Annotated in this window: 15 protein-coding genes; 1 reads left to right on the forward strand and 14 read right to left on the reverse strand. The window is 61.6% G+C overall.

Annotated elements, in window-relative coordinates:
- Positions 1 to 52: 52 nt before the first annotated feature.
- Positions 53 to 1,144, forward strand: coding sequence for a metallophosphoesterase (locus tag DFO46_RS20695; RefSeq protein WP_348627763.1), 1,092 nt, complete (start codon positions 53 to 55; stop codon positions 1,142 to 1,144).
- A 45-nt stretch (positions 1,145 to 1,189) separates the two neighbouring features.
- Here DFO46_RS20695 and DFO46_RS20700 read toward each other — a convergent pair whose 3' ends face one another.
- The 14 genes from DFO46_RS20700 to DFO46_RS20765 all read right to left on the reverse strand — a co-directional run bounded on the left by DFO46_RS20700 (position 1,190) and on the right by DFO46_RS20765 (position 18,139).
- Positions 1,190 to 2,302, reverse strand: a complete 1,113-nt coding sequence (locus DFO46_RS20700; RefSeq protein WP_120278884.1) for a Fic family protein — start codon at positions 2,300 to 2,302, stop codon at positions 1,190 to 1,192.
- Between the two features lie 69 nt (positions 2,303 to 2,371).
- A complete protein-coding gene (locus DFO46_RS20705) occupies positions 2,372 to 4,057 on the reverse strand; it encodes an ABC transporter ATP-binding protein (RefSeq protein WP_120278885.1) in 1,686 nt (561 codons plus the stop codon).
- Positions 4,054 to 4,998: an acetamidase/formamidase family protein gene (locus DFO46_RS20710; protein ID WP_110792842.1), complete on the reverse strand. Its 945-nt coding sequence runs from the start codon at positions 4,996 to 4,998 to the stop codon at positions 4,054 to 4,056. The genes DFO46_RS20705 and DFO46_RS20710 overlap by 4 nt, the downstream gene beginning before the upstream one ends.
- A gap of 86 nt (positions 4,999 to 5,084) precedes the next feature.
- Positions 5,085 to 6,704: an ABC transporter substrate-binding protein gene (locus DFO46_RS20715; protein ID WP_120278886.1), complete on the reverse strand. Its 1,620-nt coding sequence runs from the start codon at positions 6,702 to 6,704 to the stop codon at positions 5,085 to 5,087.
- A 24-nt stretch (positions 6,705 to 6,728) separates the two neighbouring features.
- Positions 6,729 to 7,649, reverse strand: coding sequence for an ABC transporter permease (locus DFO46_RS20720; protein ID WP_120278887.1), 921 nt, complete (start codon positions 7,647 to 7,649; stop codon positions 6,729 to 6,731).
- Positions 7,649 to 8,497, reverse strand: coding sequence for an ABC transporter permease (locus tag DFO46_RS20725; protein WP_110792845.1), 849 nt, complete (start codon positions 8,495 to 8,497; stop codon positions 7,649 to 7,651). Before DFO46_RS20725 ends, DFO46_RS20720 begins: the two co-directional genes overlap by 1 nt.
- Positions 8,497 to 9,078 (reverse strand): ANTAR domain-containing protein, encoded by a 582-nt coding sequence (locus DFO46_RS20730; RefSeq protein ID WP_120278981.1) that lies wholly within the window; start codon positions 9,076 to 9,078, stop codon positions 8,497 to 8,499. Before DFO46_RS20730 ends, DFO46_RS20725 begins: the two co-directional genes overlap by 1 nt.
- Positions 9,078 to 10,214, reverse strand: coding sequence for a transporter substrate-binding protein (locus DFO46_RS20735; RefSeq protein ID WP_120278888.1), 1,137 nt, complete (start codon positions 10,212 to 10,214; stop codon positions 9,078 to 9,080). The genes DFO46_RS20730 and DFO46_RS20735 overlap by 1 nt, the downstream gene beginning before the upstream one ends.
- Before the next feature lie 250 nt (positions 10,215 to 10,464).
- Positions 10,465 to 11,553, reverse strand: coding sequence for a sn-glycerol-3-phosphate ABC transporter ATP-binding protein UgpC (gene ugpC / locus DFO46_RS20740; protein WP_120278889.1), 1,089 nt, complete (start codon positions 11,551 to 11,553; stop codon positions 10,465 to 10,467).
- 11 nt (positions 11,554 to 11,564) lie between these two features.
- The gene (locus DFO46_RS20745) at positions 11,565 to 13,808 is read right to left on the reverse strand and encodes a glycoside hydrolase family 2 TIM barrel-domain containing protein (RefSeq protein ID WP_120278890.1); all 2,244 of its coding nucleotides are present in this window, start codon (positions 13,806 to 13,808) and stop codon (positions 11,565 to 11,567) included.
- A gap of 9 nt (positions 13,809 to 13,817) precedes the next feature.
- On the reverse strand, positions 13,818 to 14,639 hold the full coding sequence (locus tag DFO46_RS20750; RefSeq protein ID WP_120278891.1) for a carbohydrate ABC transporter permease: 822 nt from the start codon (positions 14,637 to 14,639) through the stop codon (positions 13,818 to 13,820).
- A complete protein-coding gene (locus tag DFO46_RS20755; protein ID WP_120278892.1) occupies positions 14,636 to 15,532 on the reverse strand; it encodes a sugar ABC transporter permease in 897 nt (298 codons plus the stop codon). Before DFO46_RS20755 ends, DFO46_RS20750 begins: the two co-directional genes overlap by 4 nt.
- A gap of 129 nt (positions 15,533 to 15,661) precedes the next feature.
- The gene (locus DFO46_RS20760) at positions 15,662 to 16,930 is read right to left on the reverse strand and encodes an extracellular solute-binding protein (RefSeq protein WP_120278893.1); all 1,269 of its coding nucleotides are present in this window, start codon (positions 16,928 to 16,930) and stop codon (positions 15,662 to 15,664) included.
- A 147-nt stretch (positions 16,931 to 17,077) separates the two neighbouring features.
- On the reverse strand, positions 17,078 to 18,139 hold the full coding sequence (locus DFO46_RS20765; protein WP_120278894.1) for a LacI family DNA-binding transcriptional regulator: 1,062 nt from the start codon (positions 18,137 to 18,139) through the stop codon (positions 17,078 to 17,080).
- Positions 18,140 to 18,245: the final 106 nt, after the last annotated feature.

Consider the following 18,245-nt stretch of genomic DNA (forward strand, 5'->3'; position numbering starts at 1 on the left):
TTTGCCGTCCAGGAGAATGTAACAAGACATGGCCCCCATCCTATTGCCGGTTATGAATAGGCGCAATTTTCTGCGTTCCGCCTCTGCAGCAGTGTCAACCAGCCTGCTGTATCCCTCGGGGCTTCTGGCCGCACAGAAGAAAGAGGCTTCGACTTTCATATTTACGAACGACATCCATGCCTGCCGCATGGCAAATGGTCTGGCGCCAAACTGTGCGGCAGAAGGAAAGACGGACGAGAACCTGCTGCTCCATGTCCGCGCCATCAACACAGTGCCGCAGCTGTCTTGGCCGGCTGAGATATCCGGCAAACCCACAACGCTGGTCGGGGCCGGCAGGAAGATCGGCACTCCCAGGGGTGTCGTGATTGGCGGCGATCTGACCGATGACGGCGGTGGCCAGGGGGCCATCCCCGGCGAAGGCTATCAGTTGCGACAGTTCAGCCAGAGATATCAGGAAGGGGTAGGGCCGGACCGGGTGCATTTCCCGGTCTATCTCGGCCTCGGCAATCACGACCTTGACCAGGATGGTCCGGCACCGCATGTCGACTGGTATCGGCGTGAACTTCGCGACTATGTCGAACTCAATCACCGCTCGACCGTGTTTTTCAAACCGCCGGTCCCGGTGACCAGTTACGATGTGGAATCGGACTGCTATTCCTGGGACTGGCCCAATGTGCACCTCGTGCAAACACAGCGTTTTGCCGGTGATATGAACAAGGGAGCCGTCTCGGGACTGAAGTGGCTGGCCGATGACCTTGCGACCTATGCGACCAACCGGAAACCCGTCATCCTGTTCCAGCATTATGGCTGGGATCCATTCTCGACCGAGGTTTGGGATGCGGACAAGCAAACCTTCGATCAGCAGGGCAATGGTCCGCCACATTGGTGGAGCGCCGAAGATCGCGAGAAAATGGTCGAGCTTCTAAGACCCTATAATGTCATCGGGCTGTTCCACGGGCACCAGCACGAGACTGCCATGATCTACAACCGCGACGGCATCGATATCTTCAAGCCGAAAGCCGCTTTCATGGGCGGGTTCGCCGTCGTCAATGTCATGGCAGACGCGATGGACGTCGTCTTGTGCGAGGCAAGCCATAAGGATGGTTCAGTCCAGTTCACCGAGAGCTTCAGCAAGAAGATCTGACGGACGCCGGGCAGCATGCATCGCGGGCTGTGCATGTTCGATCCCTCAGGGATCGATAGCGAGATTCAGTCGATAGCGCGTTGCCTTGCGCTCGCCGTCCCGCAGCAGCGCGCCCTTCTCGACGAGGTCGGAGAGGTCGCGGGTGATGGTGGATGGCGCAGCACCGGTGATCGTCGCGTAATTGCCGGCGCTGAGACCCCCGACGAATCCATCGGGTCCTTCCGCCAGCATGCGCAGCAGGACTTTTTCCTGGCGGTCGTTCAGCGCGCCTCTCAGCCTGTCCATCAGTCTTGTCTTTTCGATCAGGAAGCGGACCAGGTCATCGGCTGAGTTCTGTGCTTCGAGTGCCCGGTCAGCAAACCATGAGAGCCAGGCGTCGATATCGAGCGTGGTACTCGCCGCCTCCAGCATGGCATAATAGTCCCGGCGATGCTTCAACAGCGATTTCGACAATGCGCTGAAGGTCGGCGTGGAGATGGCGCGCGCAAGGATGTTTTCCGCGATCGCGCGGCCGATACGGCCATTGCCGTCCTCGAAGGGATGGATGCTCTCGAACCACAGATGGGCAATGCCGGCACGGGCAAGCGCTGCAAGCGGCTCGTCGCCGTCGGGCGAAGTGCGTTCGAGCCACGCCAGAAGGCGCCCCATCTCAAGGGTCAGGCGCTCGGAGGGCGGCGCTTCGAAATGCACGTGCTGGCGGCCGAAGGCACCGGAAACGATCTGCATCGGTTCGTCATGACCGCGATAGGCACCGATGCTGGTTATGTCGCGTCGGCCGTTCATGACCATACGGTGCCATTCGAAAAGCCGCTCTTCGGTGATTGGGGTGAGCGGGTGGCGGTAAAGATCCGCCATCATTTCGGCAATCCCCGCTTCCGCCGGTCGGCTGCGGAGGCTTGCTGCCGACATACCAAGCTGCCGGCGCAGAGAGGATTGAACGCTTTCGCGATCGAGCACTTCCCCTTCGATGGCGGATGTGCTCATGGCATCGGAGCTCAGCAGCTCAATGACGAGATCCTCGCGGTCGCCCTGTCCCAGATGCCGCATTGTGCCGACGGCGATGGCCGCATTCTCGATGAATGCCTGCTCCCTTGCCTTCAACCGCTCGGGGCGCCAAGCGAATGCGGGCCACCCCTCTAATTCCCAATTCCAAGCCATGAGTGATAAATTCCAATTTATCGCCCATAATGCATGATAATTATGGGCGATAAAAGGAGTTTGTTTCGCTCATTGCGGCATTGGTCCGCGATAGTGGCGTGGATCCGGGATCGGGACCGCTGCCATGAGGGCGCGTGTATAGGGGTCGCGGGGGTCTTCAAAGACCTGGGCTCGGGATCCTATCTCCACGATTTCACCTCCACGCATGACTGCGACATTATGCGCCATCTTCTCGATCACCGCCATATCATGCGAGATGAAGAGATAGGCGAGCCCCATTTCCTCCTGCAGCTCCAGCATCAGATCGAGCACGCGGGCGCGGACCGAGACATCAAGCGCTGCCACGCTTTCGTCGGCGACGATCAACTGTGGCTTGAGGGCGAGCGCACGCGCAATGCAGATACGCTGCCGCTGTCCGCCGGAAAACTCGTGCGGATAGCGGTCTGCCGCTTCTGGTGGCAAGTCGACCCGCTTCAGCAAGGCTGCAACCCGGTCCTGGCGCTCCGAGGCATTGGCGATGCCGTGGATGACCAGCGGTTCGGCAATCGCCGCCCCCACGCTCATGCGCGGATCGAGCGAGGCGTAAGGGTCCTGGAAGATCATCTGCGCGCTGCGGCGGATCGGTAGCATGATCGAGGGCGAGGACGGGAAGACCTCGCGTCCGGCAATCCGCACGCTGCCGTCGAAGGAAATGAGGCCGAGCACGGCTTTGCCGGTCGTCGACTTGCCAGACCCGCTTTCGCCGACGAGGCCCAGCGTCTGGCCGGCTTTCAGCTCGAATCCGATCTTCTTCACCGTCGGCTGAGGTGCCTTGCCGCGCGAGAACCAGCCGGTCTTGGCGCCATAGGTGACGCTGAGGTCGGCGACCTCCAGCACGGGCGACGAAGAGGCAGGCAAAGGCGGATGAGACGTGACCTTCGGCGGCTCGGATGTCCCGGCAAGTGCACCGAGACGCGGGACGGCCGCCAGCAGTTGCTGCGTATAAGCGGCCGTCGGGCGTTCGAAAATCTCAAGCGCATCACCCTGTTCGACGATACGGCCCTGCTGCATGACGGCGACCCGGTCGGCCATCTCCGCCACCACGCCCATGTCATGGGTTATCATCAGGATCGAGGTCTGGAATTCGCGGCGGAGTTCCCGGATCAGCGTGAGGATCTGGGCCTGAACGGTCACATCAAGGGCCGTGGTCGGCTCGTCGGCGATCAGCACCTTCGGACGGCAGGAAAGCGCCATGGCGATCATCACACGCTGGCGCATGCCGCCGGAAAGCTCATGCGGATACTGCGTGAGGCGGCGCGCAGCCTCCGTCATATGGACGGCATCGAGCATCTGGCGGGCGATGGTTTCCGGGCTCTCTGCGCTGTCGGACCGATGCTCGCGGATCGCCTCTTCCATTTGGGCGCCGATGGTCATCACCGGATTGAGCGATGTCATCGGTTCCTGGAAGATCATCGCGACCTCGCGGCCGCGGATCCTCCGCATCGCACGTTCGCTTTGTCCGAGAAGGCTCGTCTCACCGAGCCGGATCTCGCCGGATGCTACGCGCAATGCCGCCTTCGGTAGCAGGCCCATGATGGCAAGCGAGGTCACCGACTTGCCGGAGCCGGATTCGCCGGCCAGACACAGCGTCTCGCCGGCCGCAATCTCGAAGCTGACATCGTCGAGGATGCGCTTCAGACCCGTCGGCGTGCGTGCGTCGAGGGTCAGGTTGCGGACCGACAGGACCGGTGTCGATGCAGAAACTGTGCCTGTCACAGGAGGACGATCCTCGGGAAGTAGAAGGAAACGACCCAGTTCGGCATGTCGACGATCTCGCTGATCCGCAAGTCACCGCAGACCGAGCAGAGCATATAGGCGTCAACCGGGTTCATGCCGTGTTCGCCGGTCAGGAGATCGATCATCCGCATGACGGCTTCCTGGGCTCCGGTCATCAGATCCGGGCCGATCCCGGTCGTGACTTCGTAGCCGGCGCCATCGAGATGGCGGGTGACGGGTTCGGTCGTGGTGAAACGCGGTGTCTTGAGATTGGCACCCTTGACGAGGTCGAGGGTGAGCTCGACGTTCATCTGGCTTTCGATGGCCGTACCGCAGACTTCGCCGTCACCCTGGGCCGCATGGGTGTCGCCAACGGAGAACAGCGCGCCCTCGACTTCGATCGGCAGATAAAGCGTGACACCTGCCGTCAGGTCGCGGATATCCATGTTGCCGCCGACGCGCCGTGGGGGGACGACCGAATGCAGGCCGGCTTCTGCCGGTGCCACACCGATGGTGCCGGTAAAGGGTTTTAGCGGCACCTTGCCGCCCGGGCCGTAAGCCGCCGGCGCCATCGAAGCGGTGTCGTAGGACCAGACATGCAGGGCCGGATCCTTGAACTGGTCGGCGAGCAGGCCGAAGCCTGGAATATTGGCGGTCCAGCCATGGCCGGACGGATGAAACTTGCGGATGGTGACTTTGAGCGCATCGCCGGGCCCGGCACCCTCGACATAAACAGGACCGGAAACCGGGTTGATCTTGCCGAAGTCGAGATTGGCAAGCGTTTCCAGCGTCGCGTCCGGGCCGATCTGGCCGCCGGAAGAGTCCATGCATTCGAACAGAATGGTTTCACCGGGCTTTGCCGTGAGCGCCGGCGGAAAATCCCGGTTCCAGCCGAAATTGTGTTGAGCCCTGTGGATGGTGTGATTGCAGGCGACGCACATGGGAATGCCTCCGGGTGTTCAGCTGGTTTTATCGGTTGGTCCGTCTCCCCGTGGTGCCGGGGAGACGGAGACGCATCGGAAGAGGCTTACTGCTTCACGAAGATCGCGTCGTAATTGATGACGCGGGTCGGATCGATGTAGATGTTGTCCGGGCCGCCCATGCGGAGCGACTTGGCAACGACACGACGTTCGTTGATGACCGGGACCCAAGGGGCATCTGCCATGATATCGGTGAAGATCTTGCCCCAGACGGCCTGGCGCTCGGTTGCCTTGGCCGGATCGGACATCGAGTCGGCTTCGATCGCGCGCTTGTCGAGCGCTTCGTTGCAATACCACGACCAGTTCCAGCCGCCCTGAACCGCACCGCTGCAGCCGAGGATCGGGCCGTAGAAGTTGGACGGATCCGGGAAGTCGGCGATCCAGGCCATGCCGCCCGACCAGATCATCGGCGCTTCGCCTTCCGCGCCGCCGGCGGCAATGACGTTGGCCTGCGCAAGCGCGCGCACTTCCGCCTTGACGCCGATGGCAGCGAGATCCTGCTGGATTGCCTGGGCGATGCGCGGCTGCGGGTCGGTGTTGGTGGAGTAGAGAACGGTCTCGAAGCCGTCGGGATACCCGGCTTCTGCCAGCAGGGCCTTCGCCTTTTCGACGTCGAAGGCATAGCCGGTGAAGGCCTTGTCGTATCCCGGCATCAGTGGTGGCAAGGGCTGGTTGGCCGGCGTCGCACGGCCGTTCAGGATGCGGGTGATGCGCTCCTTGTTGACGGCCATGTTGATCGCCTGACGAACCTTGACGTCGTCGAGCGGCTTGATCTTGGTGTTGAGCGTCAGATAGCCGGTATGCAGCTGTTCGCCATCGACGATCATCTGCGCGCCCTCGGGCGAGTTCTTGATCTCGAGGAATTTTGCCGGCGGAATGCCGTCGCCGGCGATGTCGACTTCACCCTTCTGCAGACGCAGCAGCGCCACCAGCGGCTCTTGGCCGACTTCGACGGTGACCTTGTCGATGTAAGGCAGGTCCTTGTTGAAGTAATCAGGGTTGCGGTCGAAGACGAGCTTCTGGCCGATCGTCCAGTCCTTCAGGATGAAGGTGCCCGAGCCCACTGGCGCCTTGCCGAAGTCGCCATTGGCGGCCTCGACGGCTTCCTTCGGTACGACCGAGGCGAAGTTGATGGCGAGCACGTGGAGGAAGGTCGCGTCTGGGCGCGAGAGCTTGAAGATCACGGTCTGATCGTCAGGCGTCTCGATGCCCGAGAGCGTTTCCGAGGTGCCACCGGAGACGGCGTCGAAGCCCGCGATCGCGCCGAAGAAGCCGGCGCCGGGGCCTTGCGTCTTCGGATTGACGGCGCGTTCGATCGAATACTTGACGTCCGAGGCGACGACCGCGCGGCCGTTCGAGAACTTCACGCCCGGGCGCAGCTTGAAGGTGTAGGTCAGGCCATCAGCGGAGACGTCGAAGCTTTCGGCCAGCGACGGCACGAGATTGGCCGTGCCCGGCTCGTAGTCCATCAGGCGCGAAAACAGGCTCTTGATCATCGACCAGTTGACCCAGTCGTAACCGATGGCCGGATCGAGCGTGGTGATGTCGTCCTTGTAGGTGACGACGATGTCGCCGCCCTTAGCAGGTGTGTCCTGCGCACCGGCAATCGATGGCAGGAATGCCATCATCGCCGCAGCGGTGGAGGTGAGAAGCAAGCGTCTGAACATTGTGGTTCCCCTTTGTTTCGAGCTTCAGTGTGAACGGATGCGCGGGTCGATGGCCGGCGCGATGATGTCGGCGAGAAGGTTGCCGAGGATGATGGCGAGCGCCGAGGTCAGGGTGACGCCCATGATGATGGGGATGTCGACCTGCTGGATTGCCTGCCAGGCGAGCTGGCCGATGCCGGGCCAGCCATAGACGGCTTCGACCACGACCACGCCGCCCATGAACTGGCCGATATCGATGCCGATCATGGCGATGATCGGAAGCGTCGCATTGGGCAGCGCATGGCGCAGCACGACGCGGGCGCGCGACAGCCCTTTGGCGCGGGCGGTGCGCACATAGTCCTGGTTCAAAACGTCGATCATTGCCGAGCGGACCATGCGGGCATACCAGCCGGCGCCAAGCAGTCCGAGGGTAGCGGCCGGCAGGATCACATGGGCGGCGGTGCCGTAGCCTGACATCGGAAACCAGCCGAGGGTGGCGGCGAAGACATAGAGCAGGAGAAGGGCGACGACGAATTGCGGGGCGGAGACGCCGACAAAGGATGACATCATGATCACGCGGTCGGCGAGCTTGCCGCGATAAAGCGCGGCCGTGACGCCGAGCACCATGCCGAACAAAACCTCAAGCGCGATCCCGGCTGCCATCAGCGTCAGCGTTGCCGGCAGGCGTGCGGCAATGAGCGTCGAGACTTCCGTCTTCTGGGCATAGGAGCGGCCGAGGTCGCCCTGCACGAGGCCGCCGACATAATGACCGAACTGGACCACCAGCGGCTTGTCGAGGCCGAGTTCGTGGCGAATGTTTTCAACCGTCTTGGCGGTTGCGCTGCGCCCCGCAATCATGCGGGCGGGATCGGCTGGCAGTGCATAGAGCAGCACGAAGGTGATGGCGGAGACGCCGAACAGGATCAGGACCGACTGGACGAGCCGCTTGGCAAGAAGCTGGAGCATCAACCCCTCCCGCGCTGGGTCGGATCGAGCAAATCGCGCAGTGCGTCTCCGACCAGGTTGAAGGCGAGCGCGGTGAGCAGGATCACGGCGCCCGGGAAGAAGACCAGCCAGGGGGCGGCCTGGAAATAGCTCTGGCTCTCGAAGATGATATTGCCCCAGGACGGGTTCGGCGGTTGGACGCCGATGCCGAGGAAGGAGAGCGTTGCCTCCAGCAGCACGGTCGTCGCAATCCCGAGCGTGCCCCAGACGATCGCGGTCGGGATGAGATGCGGCAGGATGTGCAGGAAGAGAATGCGCCCATGGCCGGCTCCGAGCGAGCGCTCGGCCAGGATGAAGTCACGCTCCACCAGGCCGCGCGTTTCCGTATAGACAATACGCGCCACCTGCACCCAGTTGACCAGCGCGATCACCATGGCGACGATCCAGAGGCTGGGTTTCAACAGGGCCGCCAGCACGATGGCCAGAAGCAGGGCCGGGAAGGCCATCATCAGGTCGGTGAACCGCATCAAAACGTTACCGGCAAATCCGCGCATATAGCCGGCGGTGATGCCAACGAGGAGGCCGATCGCGACGGCCACGCCATTGGCAACGAGCCCGATCAAAAGCGAGGTGCGCGCGCCGAACAGCATGCGCGACAGCAGATCACGGCCGAGCGTGTCGGTTCCCAGCAGGAAGGGGCCACCCGGGGGCATGGGGGCCCCTTCCAGCGTCAATCCGTCGAACATCTGTTCATCCGGATTGAAGGGGGCGAAGAGCGGCGCGCCGAGGGCGCCGATCACGACGATGAGGATGATCGCCAAACCGAACAGAGCCGCCGGCTGGCGGAGCATTTCGCGAAGCACACGCATCAACCGACCTCCCGCATCACGTCAGCCCCGCCGAGGAAGAGGGCGGCAAGTCGTTCGATCGGCATGCGCTGGCGCATGGCATGGTCCCTGAGCAGGGCATAAGCGGCTTCCTCGTCGATGGATTTGCTGGCCTTGAGGCGCTCGATGGCGGCAAAGACCACCGGACGAAGGCGAAGCCGTTCTTCCAGATGCGCGATGCGGGCTTCCTCCTCTTTGCGCTGTTCATGGCCGCTGACGGCCAGAACGAGTGCCGGATAGACGGATGCCGACGTCACGGGCTTGGGAATGATGGCGCCGGCCCCGCAGCCGATCGCCCAGGCGATGCGACCCGGCGCTTCGGAGCCGAGAAGCGCCACCACCGGGCGGGCCGGGCGCTGGGTTGGCCAGGGCAGCAACTCGTCCCAGCCTCTGTCAGCATCGACAATGACGAGATCCGGCAGGTCGCCACCCGAAAGCGGCAGCCATTGCACCGAGGAGGCAAAGCCGAGCAACGAGAGCTGGCGGCGCAGTCTTTCAACATTGCCGTCCTCTTCTGCGAGGATCACCGCTTTCCAGCCGGTGAAATTGGGCGTCTTCGAGATCATTTCGCCACCCTGAGCCAAGGTTGCGCACGGCTGGTCGCGGCCGTGAGATAGGGGTCGGCGGCAAGCGGTAGGCGCGAGGCGATCACGTCGAAGCCGCGCTCCGCATTCACCCGGCCGAGCAGGAAGGGGAGGCTTGCATGATTGGTCTTGTTATCGAAGACCATGTCGCCGAAGAGGCCCGGCCATGTCCGGGACAGGATGTGCTCGCGCACACCGGCCGGCTCGTCGGTCGTTGTTGCCTCAATCGCGGCGATGCAGAGCGTTGCTGCCGTATAGGCACTGGCAAAAATGCTGGAAACCGCGCCGATCTCAGGAGCGAAATCGCGCAGCCGCGCCTGAAAATCGCGGTTCTCGGTGCTGTTGAAGGTGTTGAAATAGGAGGCAGCACAGAGCTGGCCGACCGCGGCACCGTCTGCGACTTCATCGAGTTCGGATTCCTGCAGGTCGCAGCTGGCGACCGGGCAGTTTTCCGGCAGGAAGGCTGGATCGCGACTGCCGAGCTCTCTCATCGCTTCGAGAAAGGCATAACTCGAAGGGCCGATCAGGTTGTTGAGAATGAAGCTCGGCCGTTTTTCGGCGATGTCGGCGATGATCCGCTCGACGCCGGTTTCCTCGATCGGCAGATACCGCTCCCCGAGCACCGAGCCGCCGGCATTGGCGATCAGTTCGCGCGCCAGCCGGTTCATTTCCCAGCCCCAGACATAATTGGCGCCCACAAGATACGGCCGTGCGCCATGGCGCGGGATCAGGTGCTCAAAAAGCGGGATCAGGTGCTGGTTCGGGCAGCCGCCGATGTAAAGCGCGTTCTCGTTGGCCTCGAAGCCCTCGTAAGGGCAGGCATACCAGAGCAGGCTGTCGTGTTTTTCGACGAGCGGCAGCACTTCCTTGCGGGCGGCAGACGTGATGGTGCCGATGATGTGCCGGCAGCCGCTATCGCGTGTCAGGCTGCGCGCACCTTCGAGATAGGCGGCAAGATCGCCCTGCGGATCATAGAAGACCGGCTCGATCTTGTTTCCGCCGCGAGCCCTGTATTCGTGAAACGCAAAGGCGACGCCGCCATGAGCATCCCGCCCCATGGCCCCGTAAGGGCCGGTGGTCGAATAGAGGACGCCGATTTTTGCCGTCTGCTGCATGCGTTTTCCAAATACGAAAAAGCCCACAACGCAGATCCCGATGGCGGGGCGTTGTGGGCTTTGTTGCCCGGTGGCGCTGAGCGCCAAATGTAAGGTGGAAGCGAGAAGTGCTTACTTTCTGGGCTTGATTAAAATCTGCTCACGTCGACTTTGTCAAGCGGCCCGATCGTCAAATCACGATCCTCTGCGCAACGACATGGGAAACGGGTTTCGCCGCTTCGTTTGATGCTCGCTCGGTGCATCTCGGCTGTCAACGTATCCGCTGGTCCTTGTCATCAAACAGCAGGCAATGGGCGGCTGACAGTCCGACGGTGATCTGGTCTGTCTTCCGGTCGACGCCGCGTCGTTCTTCCCTTTCGATGATGATCTGTTCGCCTGGCGTGATGTGCGAATAGACATAGCTCGTATTGCCGAGATGTTCGATCACGTCGACCCGGGCCGTCAGCTGTGTGTCTCCCTGGCCTTCGCCGAGGAAATGCTCCGGCCGAACGCCGAGTTGCACGAGGTCGCCGATTTTGCAGGCCTGTGTCACAGGGAGCGTCAGCACGGTTTCCGGCTGCGCGGTAAGTGCGACGGTGACCGAACCGCTGCCGATGGCGGTCACCTTGGCCGGCAGGAAGTTCATCCGCGGCGAGCCGATGAAGCCGGCGACGAAGGCATTGTCTGGGTCGTCATAAAGCGCAAGGGGCGCTCCAACCTGCTCGACGCGGCCACCGCGCAGGACGACGATCTTGTCGGCGAGCGTCATCGCCTCCACCTGGTCATGCGTGACATAGATGATGGTGGCGTTCAGCTCCTTGTGCAGCCGGGCGATCTCGACACGCATATGCACGCGCAGTTCCGCATCGAGGTTGGAGAGCGGTTCGTCGAACAGGAACACATCCGGCTGGCGCACGATTGCCCGGCCGATGGCCACGCGCTGGCGCTGACCGCCGGACAGGGCTTTCGGCTTGCGGTCCATCAGCGGGCCGAGCTCGAGAATTTTCGCCGCCGCGTTGACGCGGGTTTCGATCTCGCCCTTCGCCATGCCGGCAAAGCGCAGGGCAAAGCCCATGTTTTCCCGCACGGTCATGTGCGGATAGAGGGCATAGGTCTGGAACACCATGGCGATCCCGCGCTTGGAAGGATCGACATCGTTCATCACGCTGCCGCCGATCGTCAGCTCGCCGGAGGTGATGTCTTCAAGTCCCGCGATCATCCGGAGCAGGGTGGACTTGCCACAGCCGGAGGGGCCGACGAAGACGACGAATTCTCCCGCGGAGACGTCGAGGTCCACGCCCTTGATGACCTCAAGCGAGCCGTAGGACTTGCGGATATCGGTGAGCCTGACCTCTGCCATCTTGTCCTCGATCAGCCGACGTTGAAGGTGATGCGCTTGGTCCCGAAGGGACGGCAAGTCGCCGACAGGGTCAAGCTTCCGGCATCATTTCCGGCTTCGACATAAACACCGACGGCGCCGCCTTTGAAGGAGAGAAGCGTGGGCCCGACGATCCGGCCCGGACCTTCGAGCGAGATCTCGACCGGATCATCGAAGAAGCCCAACACGTTGCCGCCCTGGTCGAGAGCCCGAAGGATCACGCGGACCGTATCCTTCTCACCGGCCCTCAGTTCCGTATCGTCAGCAGCGATGTCGAGCACTGTCGGAACCGGATCTGCCGGCAGGTGGCGGCGGATCACTTCCTTGCCATCAAGAAAGCCCACGAGTTCGCCATCCCGCCAGGTCATGCCCCATTCGCCAAATTCTTCCGGCGTCACCATGCTGCGATCGAGAACGCAGGGCGGATGTGGCAGGTGCGGGTAGGTCTTGATGTCGGGCTCGATCCGCTTGACGATCTGGCCCATGCGGATCTCGACATAATCGCAATTGGTGAGCACGATCAGCGGCAGCACGCCGCCGATATTGCGCTCGCCGCGTGCCCAGAAGCTCACCGGCTGCATCACGACCCCGTCCTTCGGATCGCCCTGCGAGGCATAGGCATAAGCCGCAAATTTCGGCTCGCGATACATGTCGGTGACGCCATGGTAGCAGATGCGGTCACCCGAGCCGAAATCCTTGTGGGTGTTGTAGTCGAACATGCACCAGCCGGTGGAGCCGGAGATCGAGGGATCGCCAGCGGCCGCGTTCAGGATCGCCAGATGCCGGCCGACATGTTCCGCCTGCCGCTGTTCCTGGTCGAAGCGCTTGGTCGGATACATGTGGCCGCCATATTCGGTGATCATGTAAGGCACCTTGCGGTCGAGCCCGGTCACCTCGCGCTGGTCGCGCAGTGCCATCCGTTCGCGATTGTGTCCCGGCAGCTCTTCCATGCCGAGAATGAAGTCGTTCATCGTATAGACGTCTTCGAGCAGTTCGCTATCGGTGATGTAGCGTACGCCGCCGGTCTGGCGGGTGGTGTCGAGCGAACGCGCCATGGCATTCGTCTCGACATAGAAATCGTGGGAATCCTGGCTCTCATTGATGCGCACACCCCAGATGATGATCGAGGGGTGGTTCCAGTCGCGCTCGATCATCCGGCGCACGTTCTGAACGCTCTCCGCCTTCCAAGCGTCGCCGCCGATATGCTGCCAGCCTGGGATTTCTTCGAAGACAAGCAGGCCGATCTCATCGCAGCGGTCGAGGAAAATACTCGACTGCGGGTAATGCGAGGTGCGGGCGATGTTGCAGGCGAGATCGAACTTGAGGATATCGGCATCCTTCTCCTGGCCCCGCCGACCCATGGCGTAACCCAGATGCGGCCAGGCCTGGTGCCGGTTGAGGCCGCGAAGCTTGACCACACGGCCGTTCAGCTTGAAGCCCTCGATGGTGTATTCCGCCGCGCGGAAGCCGAAGCGGTTTGTGACTGCATCGGTCCCGGCTGCTGTCTCAAGCGTCACCGAGAGGTGATAGAGCGCGGGATTGTCGATATCCCAGAGCGTGATGCCCTGAAGGCCGGAAAAGCCGAGCGTGGCCTCTGCTCCGGAAACGGCCGCCTCCGTTCTTGCGATTTCCGCGCCCGCATTGTTTTTGAGAACTGCGGTGACCTTGCCGGACAGCGTCTGGTTCGTCTGATTGGAGATCCACACCCGTGCCGTCATTTGCTTCGTCTCGGCCAGCACGTCCGGCGTCTCGATCTTGACGTTGGCGATCGATACGGGCGCCGTCACCTTGAGCCAGACATCACGATAGATCCCGGCATAAGTCAGATAATCGATCACGCCGCCGAAGGGCGGAATCTCCGGGTTCTCGGATCCGTCGATCTTCACGGTGAGCAGGTTGTCGCCGGCTTTAAGATGCGGCGTGAGCCGCGCTTCGAAGGGCGTGTAGCCATCCTTGTGCGCGGTGATCTCCACGCCGTTGAGGTAGACCACGCTGTCCGCCATGGCCCCATCGAATACCAGCGAGACTTCGCGTCCCTCGAAACGCTGATCCCAGGCGATTACCTTCTGGTATGTAAAAGCCTTCTGATAGCTCTTCTCGTCGAAGTAGTTGTAGGGCAGCTCGACCGCCGTATGGGGAAGCTGGACGCTTTCGCCCGGCTGGCGGGTTGCGGCGAAGGATGGTTCGAAGCCGGCCAGGAAGGTCCAGTTCCTGTTGAGGGTCTCGATAATGCGCATTGATAAATCCTATTTCACGGAGCCGAGCATGCCCTGCACGAATTGTCGTTGCATGGCGAAGAAGACGAGAAGGGTGGGAAGGGTGGCGAGGACTGTGCCGATCATGACAGTCCCGTATTCGGGCGCGTAAGCCGAGGCGAGCGACGAGACGACGAGTGTGATCGTCTTGGTGTCGTTCGATTGCAGGACGATCAGCGGCCAGAGATAGTTGTTCCAGTTCAGCATGAAGACGATGACGAAGGCCGCCGCATAGGTCGAGCGCATCACCGGCACATAGATGTAGAAGAAGATCTGCCACTCCTTCAGCCCATCCACCTTGGCCGCATCGCGAAGCTCGGTGGGGAAGGCTTTCGAGGCCTGACGGAAGTAGAAGATGATGAAGGCAGACGCTATCATCGGCAGCATGATTGCCACATGCGTGTTGATCAGCCCCGCTTTACCCATCATCATGAAGAGCGGGATCATCAGGGCCGCAAAAGGCACCATCAGGGTCAGCAGGATCACGGTGTAGACGCGGTCGCGGAGCTTGGAGCGGAACATCTCGAAGCCGTAGCCGGCAAGCGAGGAAACGAGCAGCGTCAGCGCGGTGCCCACCATCGCGATCTTCACCGAATTCCAGAAGACCAGCGGCACGTCCACCTGAGCGAAGAAAGACGCGATGTTGTCGAAGAGCGCGGTGCCGAAGGTCACCTTGCCCCGCACGATCTGGCTCGTCGTATTGGTCGCACCGATCACCATCCAGATGAACGGGAAGACGGATAGGAAGGCGGCGAGCGACAGCACGGCATATTGCACGATGTCAGGCAGGCGGCGGCGAAGCGTCGAGATCATGTGCGTTCCCTCGCGGCGTAGAATTGCACGAAGGAGAGAACCGCCACCATCAGCACGATGACATAGGAGACGGTCGCCGCATAACCGAAATTCGGCATGAAGCGGAAGGTGAGATTGTAGATGTAGAGCGAAAGGGTCAGCGTTGCATTGGCCGGCCCGCCCTTACCCTCGGTCAGGTTATAGACCTCATCGAACAGCTGCAGCGTTCCGATCGTCGAGGTGATCGTGGTGAACAGGATCACCGGTTTCAGCATCGGGATCGTCAGGAAGGCAAAGCGACCCCAGGACGGAACGCCGTCGATCTTCGCTGCCTCGTAAATTGAACGGTCGATGTTCTGCAGGGCGGCCAGGTAGAAGATCATGTTATAGCCGGTCCAGCGCCAGGTGATCGCGATGATGATCAGGACCTTGGCCCAGAAGGGATCGGTGAGCCATTCGATCGGCTGTCCGATGATGCCGATCGTCAGGAGCACATTGTTCACGACGCCATCGAGCGAGAACATGCTCTTGAACAGGATGGAATAGGCAACCAGCGAGGAAACGCAGGGCAGGAAGATCATCGTCCGGAAGAGGCCGGAATAACGCAGCTTGGGATTGTTCAGCATGGCTGCCAGGATCAGCGCCATGGTGATCATGATCGGCACCTGCACGATGAAGAAGATGACCGTGTTTTCCAGAGCCTGCCAGAAGACCGGGTCGTTCCAGAGCCGTGCCAGGTTGCCGGTGCCAGAGAATTTCAGCATCATCCCGCGGCCCGAATAGAAGGACAGCGCAAGCGAACGCAGGATCGGATAGAGCATGAACAGCGAGATGAGCACGATGGCAGGCGCCACGAACAGCCATCCGTTCACGTCGTAATAGCGCCTCAGGCTGGATCTGGATGTGCTGGCCATGCGGTGTTTCCGACCCCGATCAGCGGTCACTGAACCTTGTTGTGCGACGCGAAGGCGCGCGGCGCTTGCGCCGCACGTCTCCGGGAGGACAGGGGCTCGATCACAGGAAAGAGCCCCTGTGGGATCGGATTACTGGATCTGGCCGGCAGCCTGGCTTTCAATCGCCTTCAGGACGTCATCAACGGACGTACCTTTGACCAGCGCCGGGAAGTTGGCCGTCACGGCCGTATCCAGTTCGTTGGTGAAGATGCCGTAGTTGACGGCCGGCACCTGGACGAGCCAGTCGGAGAAGTTCTGCCAAACCGTCTGGCCGCCGAAGAATTCATCGGCCTTCTGGTAGGCTTCGCCGGTGCGGGCTCCAAGAAGCGATCCGACGGCGCCGCGCTCGGTGAGGATCTTCTGGTAGAAGTCCAGATCCTTGGCATAGATCTCGTTGAGGAAGTCGATCGCCTCATCCTTTTCAGCGGAAGCGTCGAGAACATACCAGCTGGAGCCGCCGAGGTTGGAGGCGGCAGTTGCGCCGTCGATCGACAGTTTCGGGATGGCAGTCAGCGCCCATTTGCCGGACTGGTCGGCCTGGGACTTGACCGTGCCGGTGATCCAGACACCCATCAGGACCGAGGCGACGTCGCCGGAGGTCAAGGCATTGATGCCGTCGTTCCAGCCGCTTGTCGGCTTGGCAACGCCTTCCTTGACGATCCGCGCCTGGGTTTCGAGGGCTGCCTTGAGTGCTGCATTGCCCGTGATGTTGAGGCTGCCATCGGCATTGAAATACCACTGGCCGGCGGACTGCATCATGATGCGGATCAGGCCGCCGTCATTGGTGTCGAGCGCCATCATTTCGTGGCCGGTCTTGGCCTTGACGTCCTTGCCGATCTCGATGAAGCGGTCCCAGGTCAGGTTCTCCATATCGGCGGCCTTGTAGCCGGCCTGCTCGAGATAGTCCTTGCGATAGTAAAGGCCGGTGACACCGGAATCGAAGGGCACGCCGTAGACCTGGCCTTCGAGGGTCATCAGGTCGACCTTGTATTTGGCAAAGCCGGAGTAGTCGATCTTGTCGGTCAGCGCGGCAAAGGAGCCGGGGAAGGACTGCAGGTATTTCTGTGCGCCGTAATCCTCGATCAGGACGATATCCGGCAGCGTGTCGGTCATGCCGGAGGCAAGGCCCGTCTGCAGTTTCTGCTCGACGTCGGTCTTGGCGAAGTCGACGATGTTGAAGGTCGTTTCCGGATGTTTGGCGGTATAGCGGGCTGCCGCTTCCTTCATGATCGCGACGTTGAAGTTCGGGTCCCAGCACCAGACGGTGACTTCGCCGGCAAAGGCGGCCGTGCTGCACAGAAGTGCTGCACCCGTCAGCGCGGCCGAGACGGAGCGCTTGAGCACGCGAGAATAATCCATGTGTTCCTCCCTTATGACGTTGAACGCGGCAGCCTCATCCCCTGCCTCGCCGTCACTATTCCCGAAAAACCGGGGGCAGCCAAGAAAATTTTTACTAAATATTTTTTGCAGTGCGGTAAGTGGCTGGAATCGAACCTAATCCTTCGATCAGGGTTTGCGGGTGCTGCCGCGCCACACCATCTGCGTCGGGATCGTGACATGTTTGGAATAGTCACGGCCGTTCAACCGCTCGACCATCAGGTCGACGGCGGCCTCTCCGATCAGTTCTCCCGGAATGCGCATGGTGGACAGTGGCGGCACCAGAAACTGGGCAACGGGAATGTCGTTGAAGGCGACGACGGCGATATCATTCGGGATCGACAGCCCGGCTTCTTGGATTGCCCGATAGGTTCCGATCGCCATGTTGTCGTTGGCCGCGACGATGGCATCGGGGCGCTCGGGCAGCGCCAACAGGGTCCGGGCCTGTTGGTAACCCGTTTCCAGGCGCAGGTTCTGCCCGAAACGTTCGCTCTGGCCAAGCGCCAGCAGGTCGGGGCGATAGCGCCCGCGCGCCTCGTGCCATTCGATGAAGGCCTTGCACCGCTGCTCGCCATGCATCAGGGCATCATTGTCCATCAGTTCGTAGCCGCCGACAAAGCCGATCCGGCGGTAGCCGGCCTGATCGAGACTGTCGAGGATGTTGACGGTTGCCTCGCCCAGATCGGCACGCACACAGTCGAATTGCGGCATACGGGGATTGTAGTCGGCCATGATCAGCTGCGGGCAGATCCGGGCCATGGCCTCGATTTCCGCGCGGGGGTGGTGGCCGACGATGATGGCCGCAGAAAGCCCGGCCAGCAAAGAGAGGTCGACAGGCACATCCGGATTGAAGACCTTGGCAATCTCGATCTTGTACTCGCGGCAGCGCGCCTCGATCGCGAGGCGAACGCCGACATAATAGGGGTCGACGAGTTCCTCGTTCGGGGCGAGAAAGTGGATGACGGCGATCCGGGCGGAGACATCCGCATGGTTTGCCATGGCGATCTGCAGCGGTGGAAGCTGTGCATTGCGCCGCGCCCGAGGTGTCGCATAATTCAACGCTTCGGCCGTCTCGATGATCGCCTGCCGCTTCGGCTCGGAGATCGAGAGCGTCTGGTCATAGTTCAGGACGCGCGACACCGTGCCGGACGACACGCCCACCGCCTTGGCGATTTCTTTGATTGTGACCATGGCACGACAACTCCTCGCCATCAGCTTATGGAAGCCTGGCGAGGAAATCTCAAGAAAATATTTACCTGGGCCGCTTCGGAAATTTTCCAAGCTTCAGAGCGCTGGC

It is taken from the genome of Rhizobium sp. AG855 (assembly GCF_003610655.1).
GTDB lineage: Bacteria > Pseudomonadota > Alphaproteobacteria > Rhizobiales > Rhizobiaceae > Allorhizobium > Allorhizobium wuzhouense.

What these genes read in the sequence shown, in the direction of transcription:
- DFO46_RS20695 (WP_348627763.1), top strand. Translation starts at nt 53, where the DNA reads ATGAATAGGCGCAATTTTCTGCGTTCCGCCTCTGCAGCAGTGTCAACC.
- DFO46_RS20700 (WP_120278884.1), bottom strand. Translation starts at nt 2,302, where the DNA reads ATGGCTTGGAATTGGGAATTAGAGGGGTGGCCCGCATTCGCTTGGCGC.
- DFO46_RS20710 (WP_110792842.1), bottom strand. Translation starts at nt 4,998, where the DNA reads ATGTGCGTCGCCTGCAATCACACCATCCACAGGGCTCAACACAATTTC.
- DFO46_RS20715 (WP_120278886.1), bottom strand. Translation starts at nt 6,704, where the DNA reads ATGTTCAGACGCTTGCTTCTCACCTCCACCGCTGCGGCGATGATGGCA.
- DFO46_RS20720 (WP_120278887.1), bottom strand. Translation starts at nt 7,649, where the DNA reads ATGCTCCAGCTTCTTGCCAAGCGGCTCGTCCAGTCGGTCCTGATCCTG.
- DFO46_RS20725 (WP_110792845.1), bottom strand. Translation starts at nt 8,497, where the DNA reads ATGCGTGTGCTTCGCGAAATGCTCCGCCAGCCGGCGGCTCTGTTCGGT.
- DFO46_RS20735 (WP_120278888.1), bottom strand. Translation starts at nt 10,214, where the DNA reads ATGCAGCAGACGGCAAAAATCGGCGTCCTCTATTCGACCACCGGCCCT.
- ugpC (WP_120278889.1), bottom strand. Translation starts at nt 11,553, where the DNA reads ATGGCAGAGGTCAGGCTCACCGATATCCGCAAGTCCTACGGCTCGCTT.
- DFO46_RS20745 (WP_120278890.1), bottom strand. Translation starts at nt 13,808, where the DNA reads ATGCGCATTATCGAGACCCTCAACAGGAACTGGACCTTCCTGGCCGGC.
- DFO46_RS20750 (WP_120278891.1), bottom strand. Translation starts at nt 14,639, where the DNA reads ATGATCTCGACGCTTCGCCGCCGCCTGCCTGACATCGTGCAATATGCC.
- DFO46_RS20755 (WP_120278892.1), bottom strand. Translation starts at nt 15,532, where the DNA reads ATGGCCAGCACATCCAGATCCAGCCTGAGGCGCTATTACGACGTGAAC.
- DFO46_RS20760 (WP_120278893.1), bottom strand. Translation starts at nt 16,930, where the DNA reads ATGGATTATTCTCGCGTGCTCAAGCGCTCCGTCTCGGCCGCGCTGACG.
- DFO46_RS20765 (WP_120278894.1), bottom strand. Translation starts at nt 18,139, where the DNA reads ATGGTCACAATCAAAGAAATCGCCAAGGCGGTGGGCGTGTCGTCCGGC.